Source organism: Bacteroides cellulosilyticus DSM 14838 (assembly GCF_000158035.1).
GTDB classification, from domain to species: domain Bacteria; phylum Bacteroidota; class Bacteroidia; order Bacteroidales; family Bacteroidaceae; genus Bacteroides; species Bacteroides cellulosilyticus.
The window spans coordinates 734,564-752,061 of sequence record NZ_EQ973495.1; the positions used below are offsets into that span (position 1 = coordinate 734,564).

At 44.4% G+C, this 17,498-nt stretch carries 15 protein-coding genes; 2 read left to right on the forward strand and 13 right to left on the reverse strand.

Translation table 11 applies throughout. The features are described 5' to 3' along the window. Positions 1–121: 121 nt before the first annotated feature. The 5 genes from BACCELL_RS25065 to BACCELL_RS25085 all read right to left on the reverse strand — a co-directional run bounded on the left by BACCELL_RS25065 (position 122) and on the right by BACCELL_RS25085 (position 5,280). Positions 122–1,393, reverse strand: a complete 1,272-nt coding sequence (locus tag BACCELL_RS25065) for an adenylosuccinate synthase (protein WP_007214980.1) — start codon at positions 1,391–1,393, stop codon at positions 122–124. Next, complete coding sequence (locus tag BACCELL_RS25070; RefSeq protein WP_007214981.1) at positions 1,390–1,878, reverse strand: Fur family transcriptional regulator; 489 nt, start codon at positions 1,876–1,878, stop codon at positions 1,390–1,392. The genes BACCELL_RS25065 and BACCELL_RS25070 overlap by 4 nt, the downstream gene beginning before the upstream one ends. A gap of 111 nt (positions 1,879–1,989) precedes the next feature. After that, complete coding sequence (locus tag BACCELL_RS25075) at positions 1,990–2,649, reverse strand: DNA alkylation repair protein (RefSeq protein WP_007214982.1); 660 nt, start codon at positions 2,647–2,649, stop codon at positions 1,990–1,992. A gap of 17 nt (positions 2,650–2,666) precedes the next feature. Continuing rightward, the gene (locus BACCELL_RS25080) at positions 2,667–4,712 is read right to left on the reverse strand and encodes a dipeptidyl-peptidase 3 family protein (protein WP_007214983.1); all 2,046 of its coding nucleotides are present in this window, start codon (positions 4,710–4,712) and stop codon (positions 2,667–2,669) included. A gap of 103 nt (positions 4,713–4,815) precedes the next feature. Continuing rightward, a complete protein-coding gene (locus BACCELL_RS25085) occupies positions 4,816–5,280 on the reverse strand; it encodes a helix-turn-helix domain-containing protein (protein ID WP_007214984.1) in 465 nt (154 codons plus the stop codon). Between the two features lie 278 nt (positions 5,281–5,558). Between BACCELL_RS25085 and recQ the strand changes: the two genes are divergently transcribed. Next, positions 5,559–7,367 carry a DNA helicase RecQ gene (recQ, locus tag BACCELL_RS25090; protein ID WP_007214985.1) on the forward strand — a complete coding sequence of 603 codons (1,809 nt, stop codon included), beginning with the start codon at positions 5,559–5,561 and terminating at the stop codon, positions 7,365–7,367. Between the two features lie 59 nt (positions 7,368–7,426). Here recQ and BACCELL_RS25095 read toward each other — a convergent pair whose 3' ends face one another. Both BACCELL_RS25095 and cysK read right to left on the reverse strand, forming a co-directional pair. After that, positions 7,427–8,251, reverse strand: a complete 825-nt coding sequence (locus BACCELL_RS25095) for a tetratricopeptide repeat protein (protein WP_007214986.1) — start codon at positions 8,249–8,251, stop codon at positions 7,427–7,429. A 213-nt stretch (positions 8,252–8,464) separates the two neighbouring features. Then, positions 8,465–9,415, reverse strand: coding sequence for a cysteine synthase A (gene cysK, locus BACCELL_RS25100; protein WP_007214987.1), 951 nt, complete (start codon positions 9,413–9,415; stop codon positions 8,465–8,467). 226 nt (positions 9,416–9,641) lie between these two features. On the opposite strand from cysK, the gene BACCELL_RS25105 reads away from it, so the two are divergent. Further along, positions 9,642–10,550, forward strand: a complete 909-nt coding sequence (locus BACCELL_RS25105; RefSeq protein ID WP_007214988.1) for a cation diffusion facilitator family transporter — start codon at positions 9,642–9,644, stop codon at positions 10,548–10,550. On the opposite strand, the gene leuB is transcribed toward BACCELL_RS25105, so the two are convergent. The 6 genes from leuB to BACCELL_RS25135 form a co-directional block, all read right to left on the reverse strand. Further along, a complete protein-coding gene (gene leuB, locus BACCELL_RS25110; RefSeq protein WP_007214989.1) occupies positions 10,547–11,608 on the reverse strand; it encodes a 3-isopropylmalate dehydrogenase in 1,062 nt (353 codons plus the stop codon). The genes BACCELL_RS25105 and leuB overlap by 4 nt on opposite strands. A gap of 54 nt (positions 11,609–11,662) precedes the next feature. Further along, entirely contained in the window at positions 11,663–13,216 is a 1,554-nt protein-coding gene (locus BACCELL_RS25115) for an alpha-isopropylmalate synthase regulatory domain-containing protein (protein WP_007214990.1), read from the reverse strand. Beyond that, positions 13,206–13,799, reverse strand: a complete 594-nt coding sequence (leuD, locus tag BACCELL_RS25120) for a 3-isopropylmalate dehydratase small subunit (protein WP_007214991.1) — start codon at positions 13,797–13,799, stop codon at positions 13,206–13,208. The genes BACCELL_RS25115 and leuD overlap by 11 nt, the downstream gene beginning before the upstream one ends. 61 nt (positions 13,800–13,860) lie before the next feature. Next, on the reverse strand, positions 13,861–15,255 hold the full coding sequence (gene leuC / locus BACCELL_RS25125) for a 3-isopropylmalate dehydratase large subunit (RefSeq protein WP_007214992.1): 1,395 nt from the start codon (positions 15,253–15,255) through the stop codon (positions 13,861–13,863). A 41-nt stretch (positions 15,256–15,296) separates the two neighbouring features. Then, the gene (locus BACCELL_RS25130) at positions 15,297–16,793 is read right to left on the reverse strand and encodes a 2-isopropylmalate synthase (RefSeq protein ID WP_007214993.1); all 1,497 of its coding nucleotides are present in this window, start codon (positions 16,791–16,793) and stop codon (positions 15,297–15,299) included. A gap of 368 nt (positions 16,794–17,161) precedes the next feature. Continuing rightward, positions 17,162–17,401, reverse strand: a complete 240-nt coding sequence (locus tag BACCELL_RS25135) for a hypothetical protein (RefSeq protein WP_044154372.1) — start codon at positions 17,399–17,401, stop codon at positions 17,162–17,164. Positions 17,402–17,498 lie beyond the last annotated feature (97 nt).

Sequence of the window (17,498 nt, forward strand, 5' to 3'; positions counted from 1 at the left end):
CTGCAAACAAAAGGGATAAAAAAAGGTGTGTTTTCATCATAAAGTATGCGGATGGGTTAATAAAAAATGAGATTACATCAGCATGTATATCTGATGTAATCTCATTATAATATAGTTAGACTTACTCTTCTGTATAACGTTCAATCGTCTGTCCACGGTCAGGACCTACGGAAACAATCTTGATGGGCACACCAAGTTGTTCTTCCAGGAATGTCAGGTAAGCATTGAATTCTTCTGGGAATTCATCTTCGCTCTGCATTCTTGTCATGTCAGTTTCCCAACCGGGCAACTCAACATAAACCGGCTCAAGACCTTCGCTGATGTCATACGGGAAATAATCAATTTCTTCACCGTTTACTTTATAAGCTACACAGGCTTTGATTGTTTCGAATGAATCGAGTACATCGCTCTTCATCATGATCAATTTGGTAACACCGTCTACCATAATGGCATACTTCAACGCCACCAAGTCAATCCAACCGCAACGACGTTTACGACCTGTTACCGAACCAAACTCATGTCCCAGTGTACAAATCTGGTCACCTGTCTTATCAAACAGCTCCGTAGGGAACGGACCTGCACCTACACGTGTACAGTATGCTTTGAAGATACCATAGACTTCACCAATCTTATTAGGAGCCACACCCAAACCGGTACATGCACCTGCACAAATAGTATTGGAAGAAGTAACGAACGGATATGAACCAAAGTCGATATCCAACATCGTGCCCTGAGCACCTTCACAAAGTACTGACTTATTATCGTTCAGCAGGTTATTAATCTCATGCTCGCTGTCTACCAACGGGAATTGCTTCAGGTACTCAATACCCTCCATCCAGGCCTTTTCAATCTCTGTCAGGTCATACTCATAATTCAAACCTTTCAGAATTTGCTCATGACGAGCTTTGGCTTCAGCATATTTCTGTTCGAAGTTATGCAGGATATCACCTACACGCAGACCGTTACGACTAATCTTATCGGTATAAGTCGGACCGATACCTTTACCCGTCGTGCCTACTTTAGCATCACCTTTCGCAGCTTCGTAAGCGGCGTCCAATATGCGGTGGGTCGGCAAGATGAGATGCGCTTTCTTAGAAATATGCAAGCGCGCTTTCAGGTTATGACCGGATGCTTCCAATGCTTCAGCCTCTGCCTTGAAGAGAGCCGGATCAAGCACCACGCCATTACCAATGATATTCACCTTGTCACCTTGGAAAATTCCCGAGGGAATAGAACGGAGCACATACTTCTGCCCTTCGAACTCGAGTGTATGTCCGGCATTCGGTCCGCCTTGGAAGCGAGCCACAACATCGTATCTCGGAGTTAATACGTCAACGACTTTGCCTTTGCCTTCGTCGCCCCATTGTAATCCTAATAGAACATCTACTTTCATTTTTCTTTCTTATGGTTATTATTTTTCTTCTTACGTTTGTTAGCGCGGTCGCACTTACTGCACAATCCATACAGATAAAGCGAATAATGTGACAGACTGAACCGACTCAACTTAGTATTCCCAATCGCCTGCTGTAACTCTTCGTTCTGAAATTCAGTCACCTTGCCACACTGCGTACAGATTTGATGGTGATGCGTATCACGGTTATAGCTCTTTTCGTATTGGGAGGAATTTCCGAACTGATGTTTGATTACCAGTCGTGCATTGATGAGAAGGATAATAGTATTGTAAAGAGTCGCGCGGCTCACACGGAAATTCTCCTGGTCAGCCATCAGCGAATAAAGCGTATCGATGTCAAAATGACCATCAATGGAATAGATAGTATCGAGTATGGCATAGCGTTCGGGAGTCTTGCGATGCCCGTTCGCGTTGAGATATTCAGTGAATATCTGCTTTACCGTATCTTTCACATTCTGACTTTCCATTTTGGCGGCGCAGTTTTTTACAGCCAACAAAGTTAAGCCTTTTTTGCGGAAAGCAAATGAGAAAGGGGAAAAAAAACAAAAAAAGAGTGATAGAGTAATCACCCTATCACTTTATTCTATTTCTTCTCTTACAAGATTATATAGCAACTGTTCGGCTTCCGATTCGGAATGTTCCATCTCTTCCACCCGACGGCACACTTGGAAAGCATGTTCTTCACTATGCTGCATGAAGCGGCGAATGGCCGCCATAGCTGCATTGCGCACATGGTAGGAACCGGAAATAAAAGCGCAAACCGCCTGGTCGAGAAATTCGTTCGCAGTACGTTCATTCATATCCCCCTTCTTCATCAGCAAGCGGGCAATGGTGAGAAAACCGCACGTCTGTACATACTCCCGCTCATCGGCAATCCATTGAAAAGACTTCGCAGGAGCATAAGGAAGATGCTGGAATAGATTCATAGAAGTAAGTTCCGCTATTTCAATATTCTGAATGCTTTCCACCCAGATATCAGCAATCTCCGGAAAGAAGCTGTCTACCGGCTGCAACAGCCCTGCCAGAATCTTACATTCACGGATATCCTCTTTCCACAAAGCTTGCGCCAATGAGTGCTCTTTTTCGTACCCTTCGGCGATTGCCTTGATACGGGGAAGTTCTACACCGAAATTCAATTTATAGACCAGTCCCTTTTCACGCATACTTTGAGACACAGCCCCGTTCATAGAGAGGCGGAGCTGTGTCTTTATTTCTTTCAGTTGTTCATGTAAATCCACAAAACAATGATTTATAGTTAATTATTAATAGAAGGCAGATTAGAATAATCCTTACTGTAACGCAACATTTGTTCTGCATAACCTTCGTCATAAGTCACCTTCACATCGGTTATCTTACCGGCTGCATCTACCACTGCTTCATATTTCGGATTTACAAATCCCTTGTACGGAGCCAGATTCAATTTCTTATAACGTTCCAGAACTTCGGCATGCAAAGCCGGATCTACCTTCACTGCATAGTTTTCTACCAAATCATGCGCACTTTGATAGTCGCCTGTTGATTTGATACGTTGGATCTCAGACAGTAATTCACCGAAGAGTGCACGCAATTTTTCGTAATCGTTCACTACTACATAAGTCTTACCATCTTTCTTCACCAGCTCTACTACTTTATCCGCCGCACCTTTCTCAAACACCCAGCGGGCAATGAGCTGACGATTACGCATGTGGGCTTCTTCCACATTATTCCCCGGTTCAATGCGAACCAACTGTGTCATCAGGCCGTTCATCAGATAAGTATAATATTCTGCTTTGTAAGCATCTGCATTGGGTGTCAGCCCCAATTCTACCAACTTAGGATCAGCTACATAATACAGACCGAACAAGTCCGCACGTGCTTCCTCAATCGTGGAGCCATAGGCTTTCAAAGCATCCGGATCAACTCCCGGAAGCAACTTTCCGGAACCATGTCCCAAACATTCATGCAAGTCCGTATGGAGTTCGCCTGTCAGATCGGCATATTTATCTATCAACTGCAATTCGGCATCGCTATATACAAACTCTTCATTGAATCCGTTGCCATGAGCCGCCTTATTATATGCATCCGTAATATTACCGATAGTCACAGATTTAGAACCATGATGGCTACGTATCCAGTTGGAGTTAGGTAAATTGATACCGATAGCCGTTGCCGGATAAAGGTCACCGGCCAGAATAGCAGCAGTAATCACCTTGGCAGAAACACCTTTCACTTCATCTTTCTTGAATTGTTTATCTACCGGAGAGTGATCTTCAAACCATTGCGCATTGCCACTGATAATCTCAGTACGATGCGTAGCTTCCATATCCTTAAAGTTTACCAATGATTCCCAGCTTGCCTTCATACCCAACGGATCACCATAGCTTTCAGTAAATCCATTCACAAAGTCCACAAGGGAATTCAAATCTTTCACCCAAAGGATAGCATATTCATCAAAAGTCTTCAGATCACCGGTCTCATAAAACTTTATCAGTTCGGCAATCACAGCCTTCTGTTCCGGATTTTCAGCTACGCCTTCCGCTTTCTTCAGCCAGTATACAATCTTATCGATAGCCTGTCCGTACAGACCACCCACTTTCCAGATCTTTTCCTGAATCTTGCCGTTTTCCTTCACCAGACGACTGTTCAGACCGTAAGAAACAGGCGTTTCATCTTTCGGGTCTTTCATTGCATTATAGAAGTCTTCAGCTTCTTTCTGCGTCACACCGTCATAATAGTTGCAAGCAGAAGTCAACACTAAGTCCTCTCCTGCTGCCTGGTTCACGCGTTTCGGCATCACAGCTGGATCGAAAATAACCGGAGACAGTTCATCGCATAATTGTTCTGCGGTTTGTCCTTCAGCCAGCGGCAATGTAGAGGTATCTACACTCAGCACAGCCTCTTTGAAAAATTCGGGAGCAAAACCAGGCACGAACTTCTCAGAGCCATAATGATGGTGAATGCCATTAGAGAACCACACACGTTTAAGGTACACTTCCATCGCCTTAAAATCAGGCGTATTTTTGTCTCCTTTATATCCTGTATAAACAGCTTCCAACGTTCTCCGAATGCGCAGGTTATATTTTCCATTCTGATCGAAGAGAATGTCACGGCCCTGCAAAGCAGCTTCCGTAAGGTAATACACCAGCTCTTTCTGTTGGAGCGACAAGTTCTCGAAACCGGGAACCCGGTAACGTAATATTTGTAAGTCTGCAAATTGTTCCACTGTATAATCAAATTTATCTGCCTCGGCAGTTGTTGTCTTCGAGCCGCTACAAGCTGTCAGCAATGCAAAAGCGGCACATGCTATTAGTTGTTTCTTCATGTGTCGGGAGATATGTGAGTTGGTATTTAGAAAAGACGAAAAGGAAGTATTCCGAAACAGTTGCTCCGGAATATTTCCTTTTTATACATTGTTCTACGCAGAATTATTGTTTTTTATCTGCGTGTTTTTTGCGATATCCGTTAGGAGTTTCACCTACATTTTTGTAAAATGCAGCGTAGAAAGACTGACGGTTGGCAAAACCTACCATCGTGCTAATTTCCTCTACATTCTTGTCGGCATATCTCTTGTCCGTCAATAAATGCTTAGCATCTTTTACTCTGTACTCATTCAATAGGCATGAATAGTTCATACCAAAACGAGAATTTACTACAGCAGACAAATAGCGAGTGTTGGTTTTCAACTCTTTCGCCAAGTCTTTAGCCGAGTAATCGGGATCTTTGTACTTCTTCTGCACAACCACGATATTCAATATCTTGTCATACAATTCATCTGCCAATTCCGGACGAATCAACGAGCGGTAAGCAGCATTCTTCTCTTTTTTCTCTCTCAGGTTATAGGGGCGCTTCTTTGTAGCCGCTTCCTGATTCTTGTTTTCTAAATCACTCATTTGAATTAACTGGTTAGGGTTTGTTAAAAAATGAAAGCCCGAAGGATTTTCCTTTAGACTTTACAAAAGTCTGACATTTTTTTCTAATACGCAACTTTTCTCGTACATATTTTTGATCTATAAACAACGAAAAAGGTTGAAAAGTAGTCTTTAAGCCGATTTAATAAGAAACTTTAACTTTTGCAAAAGAGGTTATGATATAAAATGAATACGTTTATCAGCTTGTTTTATATACAATAATTAATGTACCTTTGCAGGATAAAACTTTATCAACGAAAATGATACAGACGCTTAAACGATATTTTGGTTACGATAGTTTCCGCCCCTTACAAGAAGAGATTATCCGCACATTACTGGCCGGAAAAGATTCCTTGGTATTGATGCCTACCGGAGGTGGAAAGTCCATTTGTTACCAGCTTCCGGCCCTGTTATGCGAAGGAACTGCCGTCGTAGTTTCCCCTTTAATTTCCCTGATGAAAGATCAGGTGGAATCACTTTGTGCCAACGGTGTAGCTGCGGGTGCTCTGAACAGCAGTAACGACGAGACGGAAAATGCCGCCCTACGCCGTTCTTGCATGGAAGGAAAGCTGAAATTACTCTACATTTCGCCTGAGAAATTAATAGCAGAAGCCAATTATCTTTTAAGAGATATGCACATCTCATTATTTGCCATCGATGAAGCGCATTGTATTTCACAATGGGGACATGATTTCCGTCCGGAATATGCACAAATGGGATTCATACGCGAGATGTTTCCAAATATTCCGGTCATAGCTCTTACAGCTACAGCAGATAAAATTACACGTGAAGATATTGTACGGCAGTTACACCTCAACCAGCCGAAGGTTTTCATCTCTTCTTTCGACCGCCCCAACCTGAGTCTTACCGTAAAACGGGGATACCAACAGAAAGAAAAGAGTAAAGCCATACTGGATTTCATTGATCGCCATCGCGGTGAAAGCGGCATCATCTATTGCATGAGTCGCAGCAAAACGGAGACAGTAGCACAGATGCTGCAAAAACAAGGGCTCCGTGTAGCCGTTTATCATGCCGGATTATCCTCCGCCCGAAGGGATGAAGCACAGGATGATTTCATCAACGACCGTGTACAAATAGTTTGTGCCACGATTGCTTTCGGTATGGGAATTGATAAAAGTAATGTGCGCTGGGTCATCCATTACAATCTGCCTAAGAGTATAGAGAGTTTTTACCAGGAGATCGGGCGTGCCGGACGAGATGGGTTGCCAAGTGATACTCTCTTATTTTATTCTCTGGCCGACCTCATTCTATTAACCAAGTTTGCGACGGAAAGCGGTCAACAAGGTATCAACCTGGAGAAGTTACAACGTATGCAACAATATGCTGAAGCTGATGTTTGCCGGCGTCGCATCCTGTTGAGTTATTTCGGTGAAGCCACTACAGAGGATTGCGGGAACTGTGATGTCTGCAAGAATCCACCCCAACGTTTTGACGGAACTGTGATTGTACAAAAAGCTCTAAGTGCTATCGTCCGTACGGAACAGCAAATCGGCACGAGTATTCTTGTAGATATCTTGCGCGGAAATAATACTCCGGATGTATCGGAGAAAGGCTACCAGCAACTGAAAACTTTCGGTGCCGGACGTGAAGTTCCTGCCCGTGACTGGCAGGACTACTTGTTACAAATGCTACAACTGGGTTATTTTGAAATAGCATACAACGAAAACAACCATCTGAAAATAACAAGTAGCGGTAGTGATGTCCTCTTCGGGCGGGCACAAGCACGGTTGGCAGTAATCCGGCGTGAAGAGTTCGCACCCGCCAAAGGGCGAAAGAAAAAATCAACCATTCCGGTCAGAGAGCTACCATTGGGGTTACCGAACACGGAAAGTGAAGAACTTTTCGAAGCCCTACGTGCGTTACGGAAAAGGCTTGCAGATCAAGAAGCACTACCGGCCTATATTGTACTGTCCGACAAGGTATTGCATTTACTCAGCACTGCCCGCCCTATTACAATGGAAGCATTCGGCAATATCAGCGGAATCGGTGAATATAAAAAGAAGAAATACGGGAAGGATTTTGTCGAGTTAATCAAGAAATACGTTTAACAACCCGTTTGCGGAATTTCTTATGGTATAAATAATATACTAAAGATGTAAACCACTTATCATTTGCATTGCTGTAGCAATCCCCTGAGATCCGCCTGCGGCACTCCAAGAGACATTGCTTTCTCAAAATCCTGCTTTGCCAAATTTTTCTTCTTCTGGGACAGATAAATCTGTCCGCGCATCAGATAGGCTTCCGTCTGCGAAGGATTCAATTTTAGAGCTTCTTCCAGATCAATCATTGCCAGATCAACATGCTGCATATCCTGTTCTATCCCCGCACGTGCTACGTATAAGGCTGCATCCTGCGGATCTTCTACCAGCATCTTATTCAATATCTCCAAGGCTTTCTGTAAGTTTCCATCTTTTTGCTCCAGAGTGGCGAGTCCTAAACGGGCATTATAATTCTGAGGATCGAGCTTCAGTAATCGTTCATAATCTGCCCGGGCAAATTTGAGATCGCGCTGGGTCACATAAATATAGGCACGCATCAAGAGTGCTTCCCGGTTATCCTTTTCCAGATCCAGCACTAAAGAATAGTCTACACGTGCCTGCTCATTCCGTCCCATTTCGAGATTCAGTGCGGCACGATTCAAGAGAATGGGAACAGCCCGTGGAGCAATGTTCAAGGCATACGTGTAAGATTCTAAAGCCTGATCATAATCCCGTTGCCGACGTTGGATAGTACCGAGATTAGAAAACAATAAGGCATTATGAGGATTAGCAGGTTCCAGTTTCAAAGCCTGGCGGATATAATTTTCCGCCTGTGCCAGACTATCTTGTTCCGTACAAGCAATGGCACGGTCCGAAAGTTCCTGGTAAGTTTGGGCAAACACAGGAGATACACCTATTATATATACAAGGAAAGAAAGAATAGACTTCTTCATTTTTAATTTATTTAAAGATTATGTTTCAAGGAAGGGAATCATTTGTTTCATTACTTGAAACCGTTAGTTTCATTACTTGGAACTATTAGTTTCATTGCTTGAAACTCCTGGTTTCACACCGAGAAACTGCTTGTTTCATCGCTTGAAACTATTTGTTCCACACGAGGAAATATTTTGTTCCCTAATATGCAACGAAACGTTTAATAAGGATGACTAATCCAACGGATAAGTTTCAAATGCAAACAGCTCTGTCGACAGATAACGCTCTCCCGTATCAGGCAGAAGAACTACAATCTTCTTATCCGCAAAATCCGGACGTTGTGCCAGCAAACGCGCTGCATATACAGCCGCACCGGAAGATATGCCCGCCAGTAATCCTTCGGTAGACGCCAACTCGCGTCCGCCACGAATTGCTTCATCATCGGGAACAGGAAGCACTTCATCTACAACGGAGGCATCATAAATAGCAGGAATAAAATTGGCTCCGATTCCCTGAATACGATGTGGTCCTTCCACTCCGCCTTCCAATACGGGAGATGATTCCGGTTCTACGGCAACAATATACACATCCGGATTATGTTTTTTCAAGGCACGTGCCACTCCACAGATGGTTCCGCCTGTTCCCACTCCGGCTACAAAGACATCCACTTTTCCGTCTGTATCCGTCCAGATTTCTTCACCTGTAGTGAGCGTATGAATCTGTGCGTTAGAAGGATTTTCAAATTGTTGAAGGATGATTGAACCGGGAATAGACGCCCTCAACTCCTGCGCTTTTGCAATGGAGCCTGCCATACCGGTCAATCCATCTGTCAGTACAATTTCAGCACCCAGTGCTTTCAGCAGATTACGACGCTCTATACTCATGGTTTCGGGCATCGTGAGCATCAGGTGATATCCTTTGATTGTAGCAACCATCGCCAGTCCCACACCGGTATTTCCACTGGTAGGCTCTATAATCGTCGCACCGGGCTTCAGTGCTCCGCGCGCTTCTGCATCTTCGATCATGGCAAGCGCCACACGATCTTTCACACTCCCAGCCGGATTGAACGCTTCCAACTTTGCGATAATATTCTGTTTCAGTCCATATTTACGACTGTATTCCGCTAATTCCATAAGCGGAGTGCGACCGATAAGTTCCGTCAGATTCTTTGCTATTTTTGCCATAACAATCTAATTATTAAATATCCTCACTTGCAGGTATCTTTGTACAAAGATAATGCAAACCGAAAGCAGAATAAAATGAACTCGTTCATTTTTTATGCAGAGGTACAGCTTATCTTCGTTTCTAAGCAAAGATAGATAAAAAACTATTTCGCTGCTCAAGTGTTACATTTCTATCACGTAAATTTGCATAATAAAATTTATATAACTCTTACACCTTATTAAATATATGTCACACGAACATTCACATCAGCATAGCCATGCCATCAACGCAGAGTCGCTGAACAAGGCATTTATTATAGGCATTGTTCTCAATTTAGCTTTTGTCGTCATAGAGTTTGCAGCCGGTTTCTGGTTCGATTCCCTCGCGCTGCTTTCCGATGCAGGACACAATTTAAGCGATGTAGTCAGTCTCGTGCTGGCATTGCTGGCTTTCCGTCTGGCCAAAGTCAAAGCCAATGAACGATATACGTATGGTTATAAAAAAAGTACAATCCTGGTATCCTTGCTTAATGCAGTCATTTTGCTGGTAGCTGTAGGCGCCATTGTCATCGAAAGTATTCATAAGCTGAATAATCCGGCAGTTGTTCCCGGTGGAGCTATTGCTTGGGTAGCGGGTGTGGGGGTACTTATCAATGCATTCACGGCTTTCCTCTTTATGAAAGATAAGGAAAAAGACCTGAACGTAAAAGGAGCTTATCTGCATATGGCGGCAGATGCTTTGGTATCAGTGGGAGTATTAGTGGCAGGTATCGTTATCAGCCGGACCGGCTGGTATATTATCGACCCGATTATCGGTCTGATTGTGGCTGTTGTCATTCTCATCTCTACGTGGAATTTACTGCATGACAGTCTTCGCCTAACGCTGGATGGCGTACCCACAAGTATAGACAGTCAAAAAGTAGTAAAAGCCATCCGTGCCCTTCCCGGTGTTGATGACGTTCACCATATACATATATGGGCCATCAGCACCACAGAGAATGCACTGACAGCCCATATTGTTTTAAAGCAACCGGAAGGTATGCAAGAGGTGAAACACCTTATCCGCCACCGGCTTGAAGATTTCGGTATCGGTCATGCCACCCTGGAGTTCGAAGTTCCGGGCGAACATTGCGAAGCCGTATTTGCCGAAGATTAGCTACGTTTGATATAATCTACCACCCATGCTCCTACTTCTTTGGTACCATACTTCGCACCACCTTCTACCTGAATTTCCGGTGTACGGACGTTAGCATCCAAAGAAGCATCTACAGCTTTGCGAATCAATGCGCCTTCTTCCAGCAAATTGAAATATTCGAATAACATGGCAGCCGAAAGGATTTGCGCCAACGGGTTAGCAATATTCAAACCTTTAGCCTGTGGCCATGAGCCGTGGATCGGTTCGAATACAGGAGTGCTTTCGCCTGTAGAAGCCGAAGGAAGCAATCCCATAGAGCCACTGATTACAGAACCTTCATCCGTAAGGATATCACCGAATGTATTTTCGGTAACCATTACATCAAAGAATTTAGGCTCCTGAATCATCTTCATGGCTGCATTGTCCACGAACATATAGTCCGTAGTCACTTCAGGATATTGCGGTGCCATTTCCTGGGCAATCTGTCTCCACAGGCGTGAAGATGCGAGCACATTGGCTTTATCTACCACCGTGAGGTGCTTATTGCGTTTCATGGCATACTCGAAACCAACTTTCAGAATACGTTCAATCTCTGGACGAGTGTACATATTGGTATCATACGCTTTGTCATTGTCCTGATACTTCTCACCGAAATACATACCGCCGGTCAGTTCGCGGATACAAAGAAAATCTGCGCCATCCACCAGTTCTGCACGAAGCGGTGATTTATGGAGCAGACATTTGAAAGTTTGTACCGGACGGATATTGGCAAACAATCCCAGTTTCTTACGCATAGCCAGTAGACCCTGTTCGGGACGTACTTTGGCAGTAGGATCATTGTCGAATTTCGGGTCGCCTACAGCCGAGAACAAAACAGCATCCGCGTTTTTACAAACTTCATAAGTAGCTTCGGGGAACGGATCGCCCACTTTGTCGATAGCATCTGCACCGCAGATGGCATATTCGTAGTTTACTTTATGTCCGAACTTCTCACATACGGCGGTCATTACGTCCACACCTACGGTGGAAATCTCCGGGCCAATGCCGTCACCGGCTAATACTGCAATTTTAAAATCCATTGTTTTCTTTATTTTTTAGGTATTCTTCTATTTTCTTTCCCTCAGCGGGGTTCATCATTCTGATTTTTTAAGTTCATAGTCATCCTCAATGATATTCAGCATCTTCATTGTCGCTTTAATCGCTGCCTCCGTCTGGTCGGCATCCAGTCCGCGTGTACGGAACACTGTGCCGTCATAGCTCCAGGTAATCACTGTCTGCACAAAAGCATCGGTACGCCCACCGGGAGGGATGGTTACGGCATAGTTCGTCAGCATGGGGAATTTGCGTCCTAACGTCACCTTATAAATCTTACGCAGAGCACGTACAAAAGCATCATACTGACCGTCACCGCTGGAACTTTCTTCAAACTCCTGTCCGTTGATTTCAATCTTCAGCGTAGCCATCGGCTTCAGACCGTAAGCAAGGTTCACGATGTATGTCTTCAGCTTCACTTTCTCATTCATCACTCCGTGCTTCAGTACATCCGAAACGATATAAGGCAAATCTTCCTGGGTAACCAGTTCTTTCTTGTCACCCAACTCGATAATCCGTTCCGTCACCTTACGCATGGAATCCTCATCCAGTGTCAGTCCCAGATCTTCCAGATTCTTACGGATGTTCGCCTTACCACTGTTCTTACCCAGTGCATACTCACGCTTACGTCCGAAACGCTCGGGTAACAGGTCGTTGCAATAAAGGTTACTCTTATTGTCTCCATCTGCATGTACCCCCGCTACCTGCGTGAATACATTTTCACCTACAATCGGTTTATTGGCGGGTATGGCAATACCGGAATAAGATTCAACCACCCGGCTGACTTCATTCAGACGACCTTCGTCAATGTTAGTGATAGCATTGAAATGGTCTTTCAGAATAGCCTGCACACTGGACAACGGTGCATTACCGGCACGTTCGCCCAGACCGTTGATCGTAGTATGAAGTCCCTTCGCACCACTCAGCACGGCAGCCAGCACATTGCTCACTGCCAGGTCGTAGTCATTATGCGGATGGAAATCGAAGTGAGCATGCGGATAGCGCTTCACCATCTTCCGCATATATTCGATGACCTGCAAAGGATTCAGCACACCCAATGTATCAGGCAACATATACCGTTTGATATTTGTGTGCATCAGTGCATCCACCATCTGGAAGACATACTCCGGAGAATCTTTCATCCCGTTGCTCCAGTCTTCCAGATAAATATTCACCTCCATATCCTGCTCATTGGCATAATTCACTACGCCAATAATATCCTCGATATGTTCTTCAGGGGTCTTTCTCAACTGACAGGTGCAATGCTTCAGCGAACCTTTGCACAGAAGATTAATGACGCGGCAGCCGGTAGCGTGTATCCAGTCTACCGACGTATGCCCGTCTACGAAACCCAACACCTCCACCCGGGGCAATAAATTACGCCGCGCCGCCCAGTCACATATCATCTTGACTGCGTCGAACTCACCGTCCGAAACCCGTGCCGAAGCTACTTCCACCCTGTCTACTTTCAGTTCTTCCAGTAGCAGACGGGCTATCATCAGCTTTTCATGGGGGACGAACGACACACCGCTGGTTTGCTCACCGTCGCGGAGCGTGGTGTCCATGATTTCTATTTGGGGCTGTTTATACTTCATTTTTATTTTCCCACGCTTCTATTTTATCTTTATTCTCTACCAGGAAATCGATGTCATCCAAGCCATTCATCAGGCAATGTTTCTTGTAAGCATTGATTTCGAAAGTCTCACTTTTGCCTGTTGCTTTGTTGGTGATTGTCTGTTCCGGCAGGTTCACCACTACCTCTGTTTTCGGATCGGCGGCAATGGAATCAAACAATTCTTTCAGGAACGGTTCGCTCACCACTACAGGCAATACGAAATTATTCAGTTCATTATTCTTGTGAATATCTGCAAAGAAACTGCTAACTACCACGCGGAAACCATAATCTGCAATGGCCCATGCTGCATGCTCGCGGCTACTGCCCGAACCGAAGTTCTTTCCGGCTACAAGCACCTGTCCGCTATAGGTCGGATCGTTCAGAACGAAAGAGTCGATTTTGTTTCCTTGTTTGTCATACCGCCAGTCGCGGAACAGATTCTCACCGAAGCCCTCTTTAGTCGTAGCTTTCAGAAAACGTGCAGGAATGATCTGGTCTGTATCTACATTCTCCAACGGGAGAGGCACACAAGTACTGGTGATGATATTGAATTTCTGTTTCATTGTTTCTTATCTTTGATTTTGAAATACTTATTATTAATGACTTCTGCCAGGAGGACTGAAATTACATCAGTTCTCTCGGGTCCGTAATCACTCCCGTTACTGCTGCCGCAGCTGCTACCAGCGGACTGGCAAGCAATGTGCGTGAACCCGGTCCCTGACGACCTTCAAAGTTACGGTTACTTGTAGAAACCGCATACATTCCGGCGGGTACCTTATCATCATTCATTGCCAGACAAGCCGAACATCCCGGCTGGCGGATAGCAAAACCTGCTTCCTCCAATACCTTATCCAGACCTTCTTCACGAATCTGTGCATCTACCATCCACGAACCGGGTACCAACCAAGCAACCACATGTTCCGCCTTCTTATGGCCTTTCACTAACGAGGCGAAAGCACGGAAATCTTCAATACGTCCATTCGTACAAGCACCCAAAAACACATAATCTATCTTCTTTCCCAATACTCCCTCACCGGGTTGGAAGCCCATATAATCCATTGATTTCAGGAATGAAGCTTTTGCAGCCTCTCCCATTCCATCAGTCGTAGGAATGTGCTGCGTGATACCCATACCCATACCCGGATTTGTTCCGTACGTAATCATCGGTTCGATATCCGCTGCATCAAAATGCACTTCTTTATCAAACGTAGCATTCTCATCGCTCTTCAACGTCTTCCAGTATGCCAACGCCTTCTCCCATTCCTCACCCGCCGGAGCATATTCACGGCCTTTGATATATTCGAATGTCACTTCATCCGGTGCCACCATACCACCACGTGCACCCATTTCTATACTCAGGTTGCACAGCGTCAGGCGTCCTTCCATGGTCAGACTGCGAACTGCTTCTCCGGCATATTCCACAAAATAACCGGTTGCACCGCTCGTTGTCATTTTAGACATCATATAAAGAGCAATATCTTTTGCCGTCACACCTTTACCCAGTTTTCCGTCCACTGTGATGCGCATTGTCTTGGGGCGTGTCTGCAAAATACATTGTGAAGCCATTACCATTTCGACCTCACTTGTACCGATACCAAAAGCCACTGCTCCCATCGCACCGTGGGTTGAAGTATGCGAGTCACCACATACAATCGTCATTCCCGGTAATGTCAATCCTCTTTCCGGACCTACCACATGGATGATGCCATTCTTCTTATGCAACATGCCGAAATGTGTCAATCCGAAATCTTCCGCATTCTTGGCTAGTGTATCCACCTGTGTTTTGGAGATCGGATCTTCAATCGGCTTGTCCTGATCGTGGGTCGGCGTATTATGGTCGGGCATACAAACAATCTTTTCCGGACGGAAACATTGGATACCGCGTGCACGCATTCCCGCAAAAGCCTGCGGACTGGTTACTTCATGGCAATAAAGGCGATCTATATATAACTGTGTGGGACCATCTTCCACTTGCTGAACCACGTGAGTATCCCAGATTTTATCAAATAATGTATTCATCAGATTTATTACGATTTTACAATTTATAATTGAGGTTAGTCTTATGATTTGAACTTATTGATACAATCGATATAAGCTTCTACCGATGCGGCAATAATATCCGTATTCGCACCGAAACCATAATAGATATGATTATCATATTCCACCTGCATGTGCACCTTACCCATATCGTCACTACCTTTGCTGATAGCCTGAATAGTAAATTCCTTCAGTGTCATGTGGCGGTCGATGATCTTCTTTAAAGCCTTTATCGCTGCATCTACCGGACCGTTTCCACTGGCAGCCGCTTCAAACTTTTCACCGGAGATATTCAGTCCCAGACTGGCAACCGAACGCACACCCACTCCACTGGTCACTTGCAGATATTCCAGTTTCACGCGGTGGTTCTGTGTGCGGTCTGCACCGGCAAGCACCAGGATATCATCATCATTAATATCTTTCTTCTTATCCGCCAATTTCAGGAAAGCTTCATATACCTTGTCCAGTTGTTCCTGTTCAAGCTCCACGCCTAATACCTGCAAACGATTCTTCAAAGCAGCACGTCCGCTACGGGCAGTCAATACGATAGAATTATCGTCGATACCCACATCGTGCGGGTCGATAATTTCGTAAGTCTGCACATTCTTCAACACACCATCCTGATGGATACCCGATGAGTGTGCAAAGGCATTACGACCTACGATAGCCTTGTTAGGCTGCACCGGCATGTTCATCAAACTTGAAACCATGCGGCTTGTCGGATAAATCTTCTGTGTATTGATATTCGTTTCAATTTCAATATCTTTATGGCATTTGATAATCATAGCCACTTCCTCAAGCGAAGTATTACCTGCGCGTTCACCGATACCATTGATAGTAACCTCTACCTGGCGGGCACCATTCAGTACACCGGCCATCGTATTTGCAGTAGCCATTCCCAGGTCATTATGACAGTGTGTAGAGAGGATTGCTTTTTCAATACCACTCACATGCTCCATCAGATACTTGATCTTCGCTCCATACTCGTCCGGCAGACAGTAACCGGTCGTATCCGGGATATTCACTACTGTAGCCCCCGCTTTAATTACAGCTTCCACCACACGAGCCAGATATTCATTGTCCGTACGACCTGCATCTTCTGCATAGAACTCTACATCATCCACGTAGCGACGGGCATACTTCACGGCAGCTACTGCACGCTCGATGATTTCCTCACGATTGGAATTGAATTTATACTTGATATGCGAATCCGATGTACCGATACCTGTATGAATACGTTTGTGCTTGGCAAACTTCAGAGCATCCACAGCTACATCTATATCTTTTTGTACCGCACGGGTTAATGCGCAAATAGTAGGCCATGTCACCGCTTTGGATATTTCAATAACAGAGTTGAAATCTCCCGGACTGGAAATCGGGAATCCGGCTTCAATAACATCCACGCCCAGCAGTTCCAATGCCTTTGCTACCTGAATCTTTTCCACTGTGTTCAATTGGCATCCCGGAACCTGCTCGCCATCGCGGAGCGTTGTGTCGAAAATAAATAACTTGTCACTCATTTCTTATAGTTTTTATAAATTATTGCCATTAAAAAAAGCCTTTCACACTTGGAAGTGAGAAAGGCTTTCGAATATTCTAATCGTTACATATATTCACGCACAGCACTCACTTCCACTAAACCTTGCCAGTAGAATAATAATACCACACAGTAGAATATATGTAAAGTTCTGTATCATTTTTATCTTCTTGTTTTTATTATGACGGTGCAAAGGTATAGATAATTTCGTAGCACACAAACAAATTCGTAACTTTTTTCTCTAAAAAAACATCATTTTATAAGTTTGCTATCAAATAACTCTATAAAGTATAACAAAAAAGGGGGATACATGATGTATCCCCCTTTTTATATGCTCCTATGTGATAAGAATTACTTCTTGTCGCAAGCTTTATCACATTCTTTTTTCTCTTTGCAGCAAGCTTTTGTGCTATCGCAAGCAGCAGCCTCTGCCTTGCAGCAAGCTTTTGTTGAATCACATACCTGTGCTTCTTCTACCACTTCAACTTCGGTAGCTTCCACTTCAGTATTAGCAGCTTTTTTGTTACCACAAGAAGTCACGGCGAAAGAAAATGCAACTGCAACAGCTGCCAAAAATAACTTTGTCTTCATCTCTAATTTTGCTTTAAACATTAATAATAAATAGTGCGGCGCAAATATAAACAAAAAATTAGAATTATACAAACACAAAAAGCCTCCATATCGAAAT

Bases quoted from the DNA above. Each gene is read 5' to 3' on its own strand.
- leuB (WP_007214989.1), bottom strand. From the start codon at position 11,608: ATGGATTTTAAAATTGCAGTATTAGCCGGTGACGGCATTGGCCCGGAG.
- BACCELL_RS25135 (WP_044154372.1), bottom strand. From the start codon at position 17,401: ATGAAGACAAAGTTATTTTTGGCAGCTGTTGCAGTTGCATTTTCTTTC.
- recQ (WP_007214985.1), top strand. From the start codon at position 5,559: ATGATACAGACGCTTAAACGATATTTTGGTTACGATAGTTTCCGCCCC.
- BACCELL_RS25080 (WP_007214983.1), bottom strand. From the start codon at position 4,712: ATGAAGAAACAACTAATAGCATGTGCCGCTTTTGCATTGCTGACAGCT.
- BACCELL_RS25065 (WP_007214980.1), bottom strand. From the start codon at position 1,393: ATGAAAGTAGATGTTCTATTAGGATTACAATGGGGCGACGAAGGCAAA.
- BACCELL_RS25130 (WP_007214993.1), bottom strand. From the start codon at position 16,793: ATGAGTGACAAGTTATTTATTTTCGACACAACGCTCCGCGATGGCGAG.
- BACCELL_RS25105 (WP_007214988.1), top strand. From the start codon at position 9,642: ATGTCACACGAACATTCACATCAGCATAGCCATGCCATCAACGCAGAG.
- cysK (WP_007214987.1), bottom strand. From the start codon at position 9,415: ATGGCAAAAATAGCAAAGAATCTGACGGAACTTATCGGTCGCACTCCG.
- BACCELL_RS25095 (WP_007214986.1), bottom strand. From the start codon at position 8,251: ATGAAGAAGTCTATTCTTTCTTTCCTTGTATATATAATAGGTGTATCT.
- BACCELL_RS25070 (WP_007214981.1), bottom strand. From the start codon at position 1,878: ATGGAAAGTCAGAATGTGAAAGATACGGTAAAGCAGATATTCACTGAA.
- leuD (WP_007214991.1), bottom strand. From the start codon at position 13,799: ATGAAACAGAAATTCAATATCATCACCAGTACTTGTGTGCCTCTCCCG.
- BACCELL_RS25115 (WP_007214990.1), bottom strand. From the start codon at position 13,216: ATGAAGTATAAACAGCCCCAAATAGAAATCATGGACACCACGCTCCGC.
- leuC (WP_007214992.1), bottom strand. From the start codon at position 15,255: ATGAATACATTATTTGATAAAATCTGGGATACTCACGTGGTTCAGCAA.
- BACCELL_RS25085 (WP_007214984.1), bottom strand. From the start codon at position 5,280: ATGAGTGATTTAGAAAACAAGAATCAGGAAGCGGCTACAAAGAAGCGC.